At 63.1% G+C, this 15,268-nt stretch carries 14 protein-coding genes; 2 read left to right on the top strand and 12 right to left on the bottom strand.

The genetic code is table 11. The features are described 5' to 3' along the window. Entirely contained in the window at positions 1 to 744 is a 744-nt protein-coding gene (gene dapB, locus NQ018_RS01355; protein WP_257057719.1) for a 4-hydroxy-tetrahydrodipicolinate reductase, read from the bottom strand. A 105-nt stretch (positions 745 to 849) separates the two neighbouring features. Between dapB and NQ018_RS01350 the strand changes: the two genes are divergently transcribed. After that, positions 850 to 2,037: an amidohydrolase gene (locus tag NQ018_RS01350; RefSeq protein WP_257057717.1), complete on the top strand. Its 1,188-nt coding sequence runs from the start codon at positions 850 to 852 to the stop codon at positions 2,035 to 2,037. 10 nt (positions 2,038 to 2,047) lie between these two features. On the opposite strand, the gene NQ018_RS01345 is transcribed toward NQ018_RS01350, so the two are convergent. The 5 genes from NQ018_RS01345 to NQ018_RS01325 all read right to left on the bottom strand — a co-directional run bounded on the left by NQ018_RS01345 (position 2,048) and on the right by NQ018_RS01325 (position 7,016). Beyond that, positions 2,048 to 4,372 (bottom strand): polyribonucleotide nucleotidyltransferase, encoded by a 2,325-nt coding sequence (locus NQ018_RS01345; protein ID WP_257057714.1) that lies wholly within the window; start codon positions 4,370 to 4,372, stop codon positions 2,048 to 2,050. Further along, on the bottom strand, positions 4,365 to 4,526 hold the full coding sequence (locus tag NQ018_RS01340) for a hypothetical protein (RefSeq protein ID WP_257057711.1): 162 nt from the start codon (positions 4,524 to 4,526) through the stop codon (positions 4,365 to 4,367). Before NQ018_RS01340 ends, NQ018_RS01345 begins: the two co-directional genes overlap by 8 nt. Before the next feature lie 110 nt (positions 4,527 to 4,636). After that, positions 4,637 to 4,906, bottom strand: a complete 270-nt coding sequence (rpsO, locus tag NQ018_RS01335) for a 30S ribosomal protein S15 (RefSeq protein ID WP_257037235.1) — start codon at positions 4,904 to 4,906, stop codon at positions 4,637 to 4,639. 118 nt (positions 4,907 to 5,024) lie between these two features. Continuing rightward, on the bottom strand, positions 5,025 to 5,996 hold the full coding sequence (locus NQ018_RS01330) for a nucleoside hydrolase (protein WP_257057709.1): 972 nt from the start codon (positions 5,994 to 5,996) through the stop codon (positions 5,025 to 5,027). A gap of 12 nt (positions 5,997 to 6,008) precedes the next feature. Next, the gene (locus tag NQ018_RS01325) at positions 6,009 to 7,016 is read right to left on the bottom strand and encodes a bifunctional riboflavin kinase/FAD synthetase (protein ID WP_257057707.1); all 1,008 of its coding nucleotides are present in this window, start codon (positions 7,014 to 7,016) and stop codon (positions 6,009 to 6,011) included. A gap of 23 nt (positions 7,017 to 7,039) precedes the next feature. Between NQ018_RS01325 and truB the strand changes: the two genes are divergently transcribed. Continuing rightward, the gene (gene truB, locus NQ018_RS01320) at positions 7,040 to 7,936 is read left to right on the top strand and encodes a tRNA pseudouridine(55) synthase TruB (protein WP_257057705.1); all 897 of its coding nucleotides are present in this window, start codon (positions 7,040 to 7,042) and stop codon (positions 7,934 to 7,936) included. A 33-nt stretch (positions 7,937 to 7,969) separates the two neighbouring features. Here truB and NQ018_RS01315 read toward each other — a convergent pair whose 3' ends face one another. The 6 genes from NQ018_RS01315 to infB all read right to left on the bottom strand — a co-directional run bounded on the left by NQ018_RS01315 (position 7,970) and on the right by infB (position 15,245). After that, a complete protein-coding gene (locus NQ018_RS01315) occupies positions 7,970 to 8,629 on the bottom strand; it encodes a 4'-phosphopantetheinyl transferase family protein (RefSeq protein WP_257037239.1) in 660 nt (219 codons plus the stop codon). Next, positions 8,622 to 9,425, bottom strand: coding sequence for a metallophosphoesterase family protein (locus NQ018_RS01310; RefSeq protein ID WP_257057703.1), 804 nt, complete (start codon positions 9,423 to 9,425; stop codon positions 8,622 to 8,624). Before NQ018_RS01310 ends, NQ018_RS01315 begins: the two co-directional genes overlap by 8 nt. Positions 9,426 to 9,472: 47 nt before the next feature. Further along, on the bottom strand, positions 9,473 to 10,813 hold the full coding sequence (locus NQ018_RS01305) for an MATE family efflux transporter (RefSeq protein ID WP_373566870.1): 1,341 nt from the start codon (positions 10,811 to 10,813) through the stop codon (positions 9,473 to 9,475). Further along, positions 10,794 to 11,774, bottom strand: coding sequence for a DHH family phosphoesterase (locus tag NQ018_RS01300; RefSeq protein WP_257057701.1), 981 nt, complete (start codon positions 11,772 to 11,774; stop codon positions 10,794 to 10,796). The genes NQ018_RS01305 and NQ018_RS01300 overlap by 20 nt, the downstream gene beginning before the upstream one ends. Next, complete coding sequence (gene rbfA, locus NQ018_RS01295) at positions 11,771 to 12,217, bottom strand: 30S ribosome-binding factor RbfA (RefSeq protein WP_257037243.1); 447 nt, start codon at positions 12,215 to 12,217, stop codon at positions 11,771 to 11,773. The genes NQ018_RS01300 and rbfA overlap by 4 nt, the downstream gene beginning before the upstream one ends. Positions 12,218 to 12,413: 196 nt before the next feature. Next, entirely contained in the window at positions 12,414 to 15,245 is a 2,832-nt protein-coding gene (gene infB / locus NQ018_RS01290) for a translation initiation factor IF-2 (protein WP_257057699.1), read from the bottom strand. Positions 15,246 to 15,268 lie beyond the last annotated feature (23 nt).

Here is a 15,268-nt window from a genome sequence, read left to right as displayed (position 1 = left end):
TTAGATATCCAGGAAGTGCTCGAGGCCCACGGTGAGGCCCTTGTGAGCTGCGATTTCGCGGACGCCGAGGAGGACGCCAGGGACGAAGGAGGTGCGGTCGTAGGAGTCTTGGCGGATGGTGAGCGACTGCCCCTGGGCACCGAAAATCACTTCCTCATGGGCAACCATGCCGGTCATGCGCACTGCATGCACCCGCACGCCATCCACGTCCGCTCCCCGCGCGCCCTCAAGGGACTGCTCGGTGGCGTCGGGAACCTGCCCCAAGCCCGCTTGCCGACGCGCCGCGGCGATCCCTTCCGCGGTGTGCACGGCGGTTCCGGAAGGTGCGTCCAGCTTGTTGGGGTGGTGGTACTCCACTACCTCAGCGGAATCGAAGAAACGCGCCGCGAGCTTGGCAAAGTGCATGGTGAGCACCGCGGAGATGGCAAAGTTCGGGGCGATGAGCACGTTGGCGTTGCCCTGAGTAGCCCACTGTTTGACCTGCTCGAGGCGCTCCTGGGTGAAGCCGGTGGTGCCAACAACGGCGTGGATGCCGTGGGAGAGCACGAACTCAAGGTTGTCCATCACGGCGTTCGGGGTGGTGAAGTCCACCACCACTTCCACACCGGCCTCGGTGAGCTTCTCCAGGGACTCCCCTTCAGACACACCCGCTACGAACTCCAGGTCCTCAGCCGCCTTGACGGCAGCCACGATCTCAGTTCCCACCTTGCCTGAAGCGCCGAGCACGCCAACCTTGATAGCCAATTTGCTGTCACCTTCCTGTGAACTTGATTGCAACACCCCTAACCTACACGTATTGGGTGCATGATCGAATGCGTACCTAGAAATTCACCACAGGAGGAATCAACAATGATCTTTGCGGAAACACTGCGTGAGCTCAGCGACTGGCAGCACGAACTCTATAAGGACCTGCACCGCCACCCCGAGCTGTCCATGCAAGAACAGCGAACACTGGGGAAAATCCGGCAGGAAATAGAGGCCATGGGCCTTGAAGCAACCATGATCGGCAGTGTTGGAGTGGCGGCCGTCCTGGAAAACGGCGAAGGCCGCACCATGCTCGCCCGGGCAGACTTTGATGCTCTGCCGGTCACCGAAGACACGGGGCTGGAATACTCCTCCCTGACCGAGGGCGTAATGCACGCCTGCGGCCATGACATGCACACCACCGCCCTGCTCGGCGCCCTGCGCGCCCTCAACGAACACCGCGACGCCTGGCACGGCACATACATTGCCTTGTTCCAGCCGGGTGAAGAGACTGCGCAAGGTGCGCAGGCGCTCGTCGACGCCGGTCTGGAAGGCGTGATCCCGACGCCCGATGCGGCGTTTGCGCTGCACATTGGGCCGGGCCCGGCTGACACCGTGGCAATAAAGAAGGGCCCGACGATGTCTGCCGCGGACTCGATCCGCATTAAGGTGTTCGGCTCAGGCTCGCACGCTTCCACCCCGCAACTGGCGGTGGACCCGGTGGTGTTGGCGGCGTCGATCGTGATGCGCCTGCAAACCATTGTCTCGCGCACCGTGGCCCCACAGGACTTTTCCGTGGTTACTGTTGGAGCGTTGAACGCCGGCACCAAGTCCAACGTCATCCCGGATCACGCCGAGCTGTTGGTAAACCTGCGCCACTATGACAACGCCGTTCGCGAAAAAGTGATGGAGGCGGTGCAGAGCGTGGTGCGCCACGAATGCGAGATTTCTCAGAGCCCGAAGCCCCCAACCTTTGAGTTTTACGACCAATTCCCCCTCACCAGCAACAATGCAGAGCTGGTGGATGCGATCAGCCCGCACTTTGAAAAAGAGTTTGGGCAGCACTTTATTGAGGCGCCGGCGGGGCAAGCAAGCGAGGACTTCTCCATTATCCCGGATGCCTTAGGTGCGCCGTATGTGTACGCGTTCGTGGGGTCAGTTGACCCCGAGGAATTCGCTCAAGGCGGGCCGTTTCCAGGTAATCACTCACCCAAATACGCGCCCGCCATTGAACCAACATGCCTCACCGCAACCAGGGCGCAAATCACTGCAGCCCTGGCGGTGCTAGCCTAAGCAGTCTCTCTTACTCCTCCACGGGAGCAAGAGAGATCTTGCCGCGGTTGTCGATGTCCTGGATTTCCACCTCAACCTTGTCGCCAACGTTGATCACATCTTCAACCTTCTCCACGCGCTTGCCGCCGCCGAGCTTGGAGATGTGAATCAGGCCGTCGCGGCCTGGCACCAGGGAGACGAAGGCGCCAAAGGCGGTGGTCTTCACCACGGTGCCCAGGAAGCGCTCGCCTACCTTAGGAAGCTGCGGGTTCGCGATTGCGTTGATCTTCTCAATCGCGGCCTCGGCTGCGCTGCCGCCCATGGCGGAGACGTAGACGGTGCCGTCTTCCTCAATGGAGATGTCCGCGCCGGTTTCCTCGGTGATCTGGTTGATGGTCTTGCCCTTGGGGCCAATGACCTCGCCGATCTTGGAAACAGGAACGGTGATCGAGGTGATGCGCGGTGCGTGATCGCTCATCTCGTCAGGGCCGTCAATCACGTCCGCCATCGTGTCCAGGATGTACAGGCGGGCGTCACGCGCCTGCTCCAACGCCTGGGCGAGCACCTCGGAGGGAATGCCGTCCAGCTTGGTGTCCAACTGCAAAGCGGTGATGAAGTCCGCGGTGCCGGCGACCTTAAAGTCCATGTCGCCGAAGGCATCCTCGGCGCCCAAGATGTCGGTGAGTGCTACGTAGCGGGTTTCGCCATCAACATCGTCAGAGACCAAGCCCATGGCGATGCCAGCCACCGGCGCCTTCAGAGGCACGCCGGCGTTGTAGAGCGAAAGCGTGGAGGCGCACACGGAACCCATGGAGGTGGAACCATTGGAGCCCAGGGCCTCGCTCACCTGGCGGATGGTGTACGGGAACTCCTCGCGCGGGGGGATCACCGGGATCAGGGCGCGCTCAGCGAGGGCGCCGTGGCCGATTTCGCGGCGCTTCGGGGAACCCACTCGACCGGTCTCACCAGTGGAGTACGGAGGGAAGTTGTAGTGGTGGATGTAGCGCTTGGAGGTCGCAGGGGTGAGCGAGTCAATCTGCTGCTCCATCTTCAGCATGTCCAGTGTGGTCACGCCAAGGATTTGAGTCTCGCCGCGCTCGAACAGCGATGAGCCGTGCGCACGTGGGATAAGCTCCACCTCTACCGAGAGGTCGCGGACTGCGGTGGTGGTGCGACCATCAATACGGAATCCCTCGGTGAGGATCATGTGGCGCACGAGCTTTTTCATCACCGCGTTGTATGCGGCACGGATTTCCTTGGCGGCTGTGGCCTCGTCGTCGTGGCCCACCTTTTCCAGGAGATCGGCTTCCACTTGTTCCATGTAGGAGTTGGTGGCGTCGTCACGCTCCTGTTTGGCGGGGATGGTGAGCAGCTCGCCGAGCTTCTTGGAGGCCTTCTTTTCCACGGCTGCGTACACCTTGTCGGTGTATGGCGGGAACAGGGGGAACTCCTGGGTTTCCTTTGCCGCGAGCTTGGCCAGCTCGAGCTGGGCGCGGCAGAGCACCTCGATGTATGGCTTCGCAGCTTCGAGGCCTGCGGCGACCACGGACTCGGTTGGTGCGGGCGCGCCGGAAGCGATGCGCTCCACTACGGACTCGGTTGCGCCGGCTTCAACCATCATGATGGCAACGTCTTCCACGGTTTTGTTGCCAACCTGCTTGCTCACGATCCGCCCGGCAACAACCAGCTCGAACAGGGCTTGCTCATGCTGTTCGTGGGTGGGGAATGCAACCCACTGGCCTTCTGGGTGGGCGTCATCGGCGATGAGGGCAACGCGCACGCCGCCGACGGGGCCGGACACGGGCAAACCAGAAAGCTGGGTCGCTGCCGACGCACCGTTGATGGCAACAACGTCGTACATATCCTTTGGGTCCATGGACAGTACGGTCACTACCACCTGCACCTCGTTGCGCAGGCCCTTCACAAAGGTAGGGCGCAGCGGGCGGTCGATGAGGCGGCAGGCCAGGATGGCCTCGGTGGAGGGGCGGCCCTCACGGCGGAAGAAAGAGCCTGGGATACGGCCCGCTGCGTACATGCGTTCTTCCACGTCCACGGTCAGCGGGAAGAAGTCAAAGCCCTCGCGTGGTTGGTTGGAGGCGGTGGTGGTGGCCAGCAGCATGGTGTCATCATCCAGGTAGGTGGTCACGCTACCGCCGGCTTGGCGGGCCAACTGGCCGGTTTCAAAACGAATGGTGCGGGTACCAAAGTCACCGTTGTCAATGGTTGCGGTGGCCTCGGTGATCCCAAATTCTTCATCCACGAAAGCCTCAAAGGAGTTCTTTGGGCGGAATCCTGCTGGCGTGTTCTTCTTCGCAGATCGGCTACTCCGGCTGGACCTGCGGTGTTCATTACTCAAGGCTGGTGTTCTCCTCTAATTCCTCTTGCCCCAGCGTCTCCCACCTTGGGAGCAAACAGCTCACAAAAACTACTCCTGCAGCCTTGAGAAACGTGAGCTTGCTGTACGGGGCGGCGATCAAGCAATCATCGGTGTTGCTTTTGCGTTCGCTCATGTGCAAAATCGGCGCCATTTGGCTCCAAGGGGTGATCCTAGCATGAAAAAACCTCCCGTAGCTGAGAAAACAAAGCTTTGGGAGGTTGTTTTGACGCGGATCTGCGGCGATTAGCGGCGCAGACCAAGGCGTGCAATGAGGTCACGGTAGCGATCCACATTGTTATCCGCCAGGTACTTCAGCAGGCCACGACGGCGACCAACCAGCAGCAGCAGACCACGACGAGAGTGGTGATCGTGCTTGTGGAACTTCAGGTGCTCGGTGAGGCTGTTGATGCGGTTCGTGAGAAGCGCAACCTGTGCCTCTGGGGAGCCGGTGTCCGTCTCGTGCAGGCCGTACTCAGCGAGGATGGCCTTCTTCTGCTCGGCGTTCAATGCCATTGGGGATTCTCCCTTATAGTATTTCAGTCCGCATGGTATTTTGGGGCCGGCGTGAGCCAGCGGTTTCACACTGCTGCGAACCACAGTGAACAAGAAACCTCAAGAACCCTAGCACGCCTTATGCTTGCGCATCAAACCCACGGGCCACTCGGCCCACGCGATCCATAAACTCTGTAAGGAAGCGCTGCGTATCCACTGCCACCGCCACGCGGGCGTTGGGGTTGGGCGCGCCGATCTTTTCCTCGTTACCAATGGTGCGCCCGCGAGTTGCGCCCTCGGTGTCCACCTTGAGGTGCATCGGCAGCAGGCTCACCAGGGTGGGGTCCACTGCCACGCCGACGGCCAGTGGATCATGCAAACCGCATCCGCCGAGGTGCGGCGCGGTGGTCTCATATGCGCGAATGTAGTAGTCGGTGGCATCCGCAAGAAATTCGCCCGCTTTGGTTCCCAAGGCGCGCCACTGTTGGGTCTCCGCGGTGGTGAGCAGTGTTTGCAGGGTGACGTCGAGGCCAATCATGGTGACGTCGGCTCCGTTTCGCACCATGAAGTCCGCGGCCTCGGGGTCTTGGTTGATGTTCGCCTCTGCCCAAGGGGACACGTTGCCGGGGACAGTGAGCGCGCCGCCCATGAACACGATCCGCGCATGTTGCGCGAACTCCGGGCTGCGCTGCATGGCGGCGGCGATGTTGGTCATAGCGCCGGTGGGCACGATGATCAGTTCGTCGCCGTAAGTGCGCACAGATTCGATGAGGAAATCCACCGCGGATTGCGCTTCCACCGCGCGCTGCGCGTCTGGTACCTCGACCTCCCCGATGCCATTGCGGCCGTGGATGAACTCGGAGATTTCCAGCACCTCAAAGTTGTCCTTTGCCAGCGCATGGGGTTCGCCGGCGAACACGGGGACTTCGCTGGCACCGAAGAGCTCCAAGAGGGCGAGGTCATTGCGCACTCCGGTGTCCACGAGCACGTTGCCGTAGGTGGCGGTCACACCGATGAGTTCCAGCTCTGGGGAGCCCAGGGCGTAGGCGAGGGCGAGGGCGTCGTCGATGCCTGTGTCCAGGTCGAGGATGATTTTGGTGGTGGCTTGCACGGTGTGTTGCTCCTATTGGTGGTGGGCGGCGCCGCCGCGGTGTGCTGGGCTGACGCCGAGGACTTCGCAGGTGACGTCGATGTCTTTGCTGATTGCCTGCAAAAGCTCGTCCAGGGAGTCGAATTTCTCCATCCCGCGCACGCGGTGGACAAACTCCACCTCCACAGTGTGCCCGTAGAGGTCTGCGTGCTGGCCGATGACGTAGCTTTCCACGCTGCGGCGTTCATCACCGAAGGTTGGGTTGTGCCCAACCGAAATGGCGGCGGGATAGTTCTGCCCGTGGAGCATGTCGCCGTCGATCGGGGCCTGGGAAATCACCCGGAACCACCCCGCGTACACGCCGTCCTCTGGCAGCGCCTGGGTATCAGGGAAATACAGGTTTGCGGTTGGGTAGCCCAGCTCACGGCCGCCGCGGCCGGCGCCGCGCACCACCTGGCCGCAGATGGAGAAGTTGCGCCCGAGCGCCCAGTTGGCGCGCTCCACGTTGCCTTCCTGCAGGGCCGCGCGGATCATCGAGGAGCTCAGCACGGTGCCATCTTCCGCGAGTAGCTCCAACACCTGCACCTCCACGCCATAGCGTTGGCCGAGTTCCTGCAGGGTCTCGGTGGTGCCGGCGGCCTTGTGTCCAAAGGTGAAGTTCTCCCCCACCACCACGGTTTGGGCGTGCAGGGTGTCCATGAGCACCGTGGTGAAAAACTCCTCGGGGCTCAGCCGCGCAAGGTCCGCGGTGAAGTTCAGGGCGAGCATGTGGTCAATGCCCAGGCCTACGGCGAAATCTGCGCGCTGGCCCACCGTGCCGAGCATCGGCGGCATGTGTTGTGGGCGCAGCACCGCCAGTGGGTGCGGGTTGAAGGTGAGCAGCACGCTTGGCACCCCAAGTTCCTTTGCCCTGGTTGTGGCTGCGTGAATGAGTGTGCGGTGCCCGCGGTGTACGCCGTCAAACACTCCAATGGTGACTACCGAGGCGCTCAGGTCCTCCGTAATTTCATCAATACCATGCCAAATGTCCACGTCCACCACCCTACGACATACACTATCTACTTATGAACTCCTCCCCGCTTTCACGCCCTGGCCTCGTTATTGTGGACAAACCCGCCGGGCTGACCAGCCACGACGTAGTAGGCAAACTGCGCCGCATCTTTGGCACCAAAAAAGTGGGGCACGCGGGCACGCTCGATCCCATGGCTACCGGGGTGCTGGTGCTGGGCATCGAGCGCGGCACCAAATTCCTGGCGCACCTGGTGACCACGGAGAAGTCCTACGCCGCGACCATCCGGCTCGGGGCCGCAACGAGCACTGACGACGCCGAAGGCGAGCTTCTTTCCACGGCGGATGCCTCCGGACTCACCGATGCAGCAATAGCGGGAGCCGTAGCCCAGCTCACCGGCGACATCATGCAGGTCCCAGCGAGTGTTTCCGCGATCAAACTGGGCGGCAAACGCGCCCACGAGCTGGTCCGGGAGGGCAAGGAAGTGGCGATTCCCGCGCGCCCCGTAACCGTGCACCGCTTTGACATCCTGGCGCGGCGCACCGCGCAGCCGTGGGTGGATCTGGACGTGGAGGTGGACTGCTCCTCTGGAACTTACATTCGCTCGCTTGCCAGGGACTTGGGTGCAATGTTGGGCACTGGCGGACACCTCACCGCGCTGCGCCGCACCAGCGTGGGCGCATTTGGGCTGGACCGCGCCAAGACGCTCGAAGAGCTGCAGGAGGCCCCTGAGCTTTCCATGACCCTCGATGAAGCCCTCGCCGCGAGCTTCCCCGTGTTGAAGGTAACGCAAGCCGAGGCGGAGGCGCTGGCCATGGGCAAATGGATGGAGCCCAGGGGGCTGCGCGGGGTGCACGCCGCGGTCACCGAGGAAGGCCTGGCAGTGGCGCTGGTAAAGGAGAAGGGCAAGCGTTTGTCCACCACTTTCGTGGCCCGGCCCAGCACGCTCTAGCGCCCAAGTTCCGAGTTAGAGCACCGCTCCGAGTTAGAGCACTGCGGTGGTGGCCACGATGTAGCCATCGGCCACTTTCCACTTTCCCTCGATGAACGGCACCGGGGTGGGCCTCACGAGGAGGTAGGACACAAAGGTGCCGTCGTCACGCAGGTCGATTTCCGCCTGCTCGAAGCCAAGCCAGCGGTGTGTGAGCGGGAACCACGCCTTGTATGTGGCTTCCTTGGCACAAAACAGCAGGCGATCCGCGCAGGTAATCCCTTTGTTTTCACGCAGGCGCTCCAACTGGGCCAACTCGGAGACGCGCGCAATCGAGCCCACTACCCCTTCCGGGAGCGGTTCAGCGCGTTCGGCATCGAGTCCCATGGAGCGCACGAGCAGACTCGGGGCGCAGACGGCGGCGCGGAAGCCGTCGGTATGGGTGAGTGATCCACTCACTGCGGCGGGCCACAGGGGCATGCCGCGCTCACCGCGCAGGATCGGGCCACCGGCGTCTCGCCCAAGTTTTGCAAGAGCTTGGTGAGCGCACCAGCGGGCGTCGCCGAATTCGGCCTTGCGTGCGTCGACGGCATGGGAGACGAGCGCTCGCTCCAGTGGATGCAGCCTGGCGAAGTTCTCCAAGTTGTGTTCGGCGGGCGGCACTTCGAGCTGCGCGAACTGTGCTGCCGGCGGGAACAGTGAGGCGTCAAGCATTGCCCACCTCCAGGATGGGCACCGGCCACTCGCGCCCTGGGAGGTTGTTGCGCCACTCCCGCGGGTAGCCCAGGGACACTTCATGATGAGCCACACCGTCAACCACGGTGGTGCCAGGGATGTGGAGGTGGCCAAAAATCACCTGCTGCGCGTTGTAGCGCTGCGGCCAGGTGCGGGTGTGCCTGGTGCCGCACCACAGCGCGATCTCCGGGTAGTACATCTGCTGAGTTGGTTCCACCACCAACGGCCAGTGGTTCACCAAAATGGTAGGGCCGCTCACGCGGCTGAGGCGATTCACGGAGTAGGCCAAGCGGTCCCAGCACCACGCGCGGATGTCCACGAACGGGGCGATGCTGAACTCATCGGTGAGCACGACGCCGCGTTCGTGCGCCGCGCTGATGGCCTGTTCAACGGTGGATCCCGGCGGGCGGAAGGAGTAGTCGTACAACGTGAACAGGGGTACCACGGTGACGTCACCGAAAACCGGGTATGGGTCTTCCGGGGTGAGGACGTCTATTCTGCGGCAGCCGTCCACGAGCAATTCGTACTTCTCGCGGCCCTTGTGGGGCTCATCCGAGCTAGCAAAAAGTTCATGGTTGCCGGGCACCCAGATCACTTTGGCGAAGCGTTTCCGCAGACGGTTGAGCACCTTGAGGATGACGTCGGTACGCTCCGCAACGTCACCTGCAACGATGAGCCAGTCGGAGGGGTCGTTCGGGGTGATTTCGTCGACCACTGCGAGGTTGCGCTTGACGGCGGCGTGGAGGTCGGACACTGCCCAAAGGGTTTGCCCCATGGTCTCGCCTCCTTCTTCGCACAGCCAAACAGCTCTGTATAGCTTACCTAATCCCCAACGCGAGCCCAGCGCATCGATTGAAAACGCCACACCACGGCCGCCAGGCGCAGCAGAAGGAAGGCGACGATTCCCCACCACACTCCTGCCAGGCCGGTGCCGAGGAAGTACGCGAGCCAGACGCCCGGTACGATGCCGCACACCGCGCTGAGCATGGTTGCGTTACGGAGGAACACCGCGTCGCCCGCGCCGAGCAGCACACCGTCCAGTGCGAACACCACGCCGCCGATCACGATGAGCCCCACGAGCAGCCACCAGGTCTCCCCGATCGCGCCAAGCACCTGCGGGTCCGAGGTAAACCACCGCGGCACGACCTGCGCCCCGGCGGCCAGCGCACCAGCGAGTACCAGTGAAAACACCACGGAATAGCGCGTCACTTTCACACCGAGTGCGCGTGCCAAGGCCACGCTGCCCGAGCCCAGCGCGGCACCCACCAGCGTTTGGGCGGCAATCGCCAAAGAATCCAGCACGAGCGCCAAGAAGTTCCACAGTTGCATGAGCACTTGGTGCCCACCGAGCGCCTCCGGACCGATCCGGCCGGCGACGGCTGCGGCGGAAAGGAAGGAAACCTGAAAACTCAGCGAACGTAGCACCAGGTCACGCCCAAGGATCAACTGCTGTTTCCACACCTTTGGCTGCGGGCGCCAGCTCCCCTTGTGAAAGCGCGCCAGCGCCGCCGCAAACAGGCCGCCGGTGATAACCTCCCCGAGCAGCGTGGCCCACGCAGACCCGATGAGCCCGTAGCGGTTCACCAGCAGCACCACTGCCACTGCACCCGGTAACACGCCGGCGAGCGTAAATACCAGCGGCAGGGTGGTCTCCTGGATTCCGCGCAGCCAACCATTGCCCGCCATCGCCGCCAGCACAAACGGAATACCGAAGGCCACCACGCGCAGCCAGCTTGTGGCCTGTGCAGCAACCTCAGAGGCCCCCGCTCCCGCAAGGAGTCCGGCAAACCAAGGCGCACCCACCCACAGCAGCAGAGTCAGTGCACTGCCGACGAGCCCAGCGAGCCAGGTTGCCTGGAGTCCCTCGGCCACAGCGGCCTCCGGTTTCCCGGCGCCAAAAAGCCTTGAGGCGCGAGCCGTGGTGCCGTAGGAAAGGAACGTGAGTTGCGTGGTCACCTGAGCGTAAATCACGCTGCCGGCGCCGAGCGCGGCGAGCGCTCCTCCGCCTACCCTGCCCACCATGGCGGTGTCCAGCAGCAGAAACAGCGGCGTTGCCGCCAGCACGCCGAGGGTGGGCAGGCTTAAAGCGAGAATGGTCCACGCAGAAACCTTGCTGGCTGATTCGGGCTGGTTGTTCGGGTGGCTAACCTTTGGTTGCCGCAATGGCTTCAAACACCTCTCGAGTAATTTCCGCTGGGTTGCCGTGGGTGGTGTATCCGGCGGCGCGCACATGGCCTCCGCCGCCAAGGCTCTTGGCTACCTGCGCCACGTTGAGGCTGGATGAGCGCAGGGATACCGTCCAGAAGCCTCGGTGCAACTCCTTGAATACCACTGCTACCTCGGCGGAGGAGGTGCCCCGGATGGCGTCGACAATCTTTTCCACTGCGGCGTAGGAGGAGTCCTTGATGATCTCGTAGTGCGCGGTTGCCACCGCAACCGGGATCCCCGCTGCGTGGCCGAGCTCGAGCTGGGAGACGACGTGGCCGATCATGCGGATCTCATCCACGGTGGAGCCGTCGAACAGTGCTGCGCTGATGGCGGCAATGTCCAGGTCAAACTCTAGGAGGCGCTGAGCGAGCTGGTGCATCTCGGGCCTGCCCCAGCGAAACCCCGCGGTGTCACTGGCCAAGCCGGCGTAGAGCGCATAAGCGATGTCATGGTCGAGGCGCACCCCGAGGTACTCAAACCACTGTGCCAGCACGGCGGTGGTGGACTCCGCGGCGGTGTCCACCAAGTTGATTGAGCCGAACAGGGGGTTTGTGGAGTGGTGATCCACCACGATCACCTCGCCTTGGAAGGCTTCGATTGCCTGCTGCAGGCCACCGGTGCGAGAGGGCGAGCCGCAATCCACCACGATCACCAGATCTGCCTTGGGCAGCGCGGTGGTGCACAGGATCTCCTGGGAACCGGGGATGTGCAGCAGGGATTCTGAAAAGGGTTCCGGCTGCCCCACCAGGCCGATTGCCTGGTGCCCGATCTGCCGCAAGGCCGCGACGGTGGCTGCTACGGAGCCGATGGCGTCGGCGTCGGGATTGAAATGCCCCACCACCGCAACGCTGCCTGCCGCCTGCACCGCGGCGCTGGCAGCACCCCAGTCGAGGTGGGAGGCACTAACTTTGGTCATTCATCACTGCCTTCTGCGCTGCTCTTGTACGGGTTCGCCTCGCCCGCTGGGGTTGCGTGCTTCTTGAGTTCGGCGAGCTCTGCATCGCGGGCGCGGGCGCGGGCGAGCAAGTCCTCCATCGCGGCGGAGGCCTCGGGCACAGTGTCCAGCTCAAACCGCAGGGTTGGGGTGAAGCGGACGCTCAATTGGTCACCGACGATCTTTCGCAGTTGGCCTTTCGCCCGGTTCAGTGCCTCCTCGGCGGCTTGGAGGTCCGGCTCGGCGTCAATGCTCTTGCCGCGGACGGTGTAGAACACGGTGGCGTCGTGAAGATCCCCGGTCACGCGGGTGTCCGTGATCGTCACAAGTTCCAGGCGACGGTCCTTGACTTCCCGCTCGATGGCCGAGGCGACGATTGTTTGGATGCGTTTTGCCATTCGTGCAGCGCGTGCATGATCAGCCATGAGTTGCTCCTTTGGAGGTGTTGGGAAGATTTCACGGACCACGGCCTAGGCCGCCGCCTCAACAGCACACAATTGTACTGTTTGTGTTCTGCGTTCGGTGTTCAGCAGTCTGCAGGACCCTTGGGGGCACAAACAAACCCTCCCACCAGGTGCGGAACTGCGAACCGTTGCGGGAGGGCATGTGTGCGAGCGTTGGTTAGTCGCGTGGGACCTCCACCTGCTCGAATACCTCGATGATGTCGCCTACCTGAATATCTGGGTAGCTGAGCACCATACCGCACTCGTAGCCTGCGGAAACCTCGGTGACGTCGTCCTTTTCACGGCGCAGGGATTCGATCTTTGCGCTGTCGGTGACCACGTTGCCGTCGCGCAACAAACGGATCGTTGCGTTGCGGCGCACCTTGCCGGACTCCACCATACAACCTGCAATGAGACCCACTGCGGATGCCTTGAAGATCGCGCGGATTTCTGCGCGGCCGATCTCCCGCTCCTCGTAGATTGGCTTGAGCATGCCCTTGAGTGCCTGCTCCACCTCTTCCAGTGCGCGGTAGATAACCGTGTAGTAGCGGATGTCCACACCCTCGGCATTTGCTTCCTCGGTGGCCTTGCCCTCTGCGCGAACATTGAAGGCAATGATCACGGCGTCGGAAGCGGCGGCCAGGGTCACGTTGGTCTGCGTGACGGCACCAACACCGCGGTCGATGATGTTGAGCTGTACCTCGTCGTCCACCTCGATCTTGAGCAGCGCCTCTTCCAGTGCTTCCACGGAACCGGCGTTGTCGCCCTTGAGAATGAGGTTGAGGGTGGAGGTTTCCTTGAGCACGGAATCCAGATCCTCCAGGGACACACGCTTGCGTGCCTTGGCGGCCAGGGCGTTGCGCTTGCGGGCGTTGCGCTGGTTTGCGATCTGACGTGCCACGCGGTCGTCTTCCACCACGAGCAGGTTGTCACCTGCTCCCGGTACACCGTTGAGGCCCTGCATCTGCACTGGGCGAGATGGGCCGGCCTCGGCAACGTCGTTACCGTGTTCGTCCACCATGCGGCGCACGCGGCCGAAGGCGTCACCGGCAACCACGGAGTCACCCACGCGGAGGGTACCGCGCTGGACGATAACAGTTGCCACTGGGCCGCGGCCACGGTCCAGGTGTGCTTCGATTGCCACACCCTGGGCATCCATGTCTGGGTTCGCGCGCAGATCTAGCTCGGCGTCGGCGGTGAGCAGCACCGCTTCCAGCAGGCCATCAATGTTGATGTTCTGCTTTGCGGAGATGTCAACGAACATTGTGTCGCCGCCGTACTCTTCAGGAACCAGGCCGTACTCGGTGAGCTGGCCACGGATCTTTTCTGGGGAGGCGCCTGGCTTATCGATCTTGTTCACAGCAACCACGATTGGCACTTCCGCTGCCTTCGCGTGATTAATCGCTTCCACGGTCTGTGGCATCACGCCGTCGTCGGCAGCGACCACCAGCACGGCGATGTCCGTGGACTTTGCGCCGCGGGCACGCATGGCGGTGAAGGCCTCGTGACCTGGGGTATCCAAGAAGGTGATCTTGCGTTGATTGCCCTCAACATCCACAGACACCTGGTACGCACCGATGCCCTGGGTGATGCCGCCGGCCTCGCCGGAGCCGACGTTGGCCTTACGGATGGTATCCAGAAGGCGGGTCTTACCGTGGTCAACGTGACCCATCACGGTGACCACTGGTGGGCGCTGTGCCAGGTCTTCCTCGGTACCTTCGTCCTCGCCGAACTGCAGATCGAAGGACTCCAGGAGTTCACGGTCCTCGTCCTCTGGGGAGACAACCTGAACCTCGTAGTTCATTTCTTCACCGAGCAGCATGAGCGTTTCTTCGCTCACGGAGGCGGTTGCGGTGACCATTTCGCCGAGGTTGAACAGTGCCTGCACGAGTGCTGCTGGCTCTGCGCCGATCTTCTCGGCGAAGTCGCTGAGCGATGCGCCGCGCGCCAAACGCACGGTTGCGCCGCCGCCGTCAGGCAAACGCACGCCACCGATGACGTTTGGTGCCTGCATTGCCTCGTACTCGTTGCGCTTCTGACGCTTGGACTTGCGGCCCTTGCGTGGAGCACCACCTGGGCGGCCGAATGCACCCGCGGTGCCGCCACGACGTCCGCCGCGACCACCTGCACCGCCACCACCGCGGCCACCGAAGCCACCTGGGCCGGACTGGCCACCTGGACCACCCTGACCGCCACGGCCACGGTTGCCACCGCTGGCGCGGGTGGGCATCTGGCCTGGGTTCGGGTGGGTTGGCATCATCGCTGGAGATGGGCGACGCCCACCGCCCTGGCGCTCCGCGGAGCCACCGGCGCCGGCTGCAGCACCCTGCTGGCGGTTGCCGCCTGGGCGACCATTGCCGCCCGGACGTGGGCCGCGCTCACCAGCATTGCCACCACCGGGGCGAGGTTGCCCACCGGCGCGCCCACCTGGGCGTGGCGCTGGGCGCTCGGAGCTACCCGTAGAGAATGGGTTGTTTGCCACACGCGGCGCGCGGGCACCAGGCTTGGGGCCTGGCTTCGCCTGCGGGCGTGGCATTGCCGCAGCACCGCCACTGGAATTGGAATTGGCAGTGGCATTAGCAGATGGCGCGTTGCTGAAACCGGGCTTTGGTGCCGCTGGCTTTGGTGAAGCAGGGGTTGCCTGTGGCGCAGCGGTCTGAGCGGTCTGAGCGGGATCAGACGGCTGGGCTTTCTCCCCTGCCGCAGGCTTGGGCGCCGCCGGCTTTGGCGCAACGGGCTTAGGCGCGGCTGGCTTTGGTGCGGCTGGCGCTGAATCCTGTGCAGCAGGGGCCTTTTCGGCTGCCTTTGCTGGCTGAGCCGCTGCTGGCTTTGCCTCTGCGGCAGCTTCATTTGCGCCGTAGAATTCTTTCATCTTCTTCACCACTGGCGGTTCAATGGTGGAAGAAGCGGTTTTCACAAACTCGCCTTGTTCTTTCAGTGTGGCGAGCAGTTCCTTGCTGGTAACGCCGAGCTGTTTTGCGAGCTCGTGTACGCGTAGCTTTCCGGGCACTATTCTCCTTGTGTTGTGGAGGA

This window comes from Corynebacterium kozikiae (assembly GCF_024580965.1).
In the GTDB taxonomy this organism is placed as follows: Bacteria; Actinomycetota; Actinomycetes; order Mycobacteriales; family Mycobacteriaceae; genus Corynebacterium; species Corynebacterium kozikiae.
Note: the sequence above shows the minus strand (reverse complement) of the source record. Positions and strands in the feature narration are given on the sequence as shown.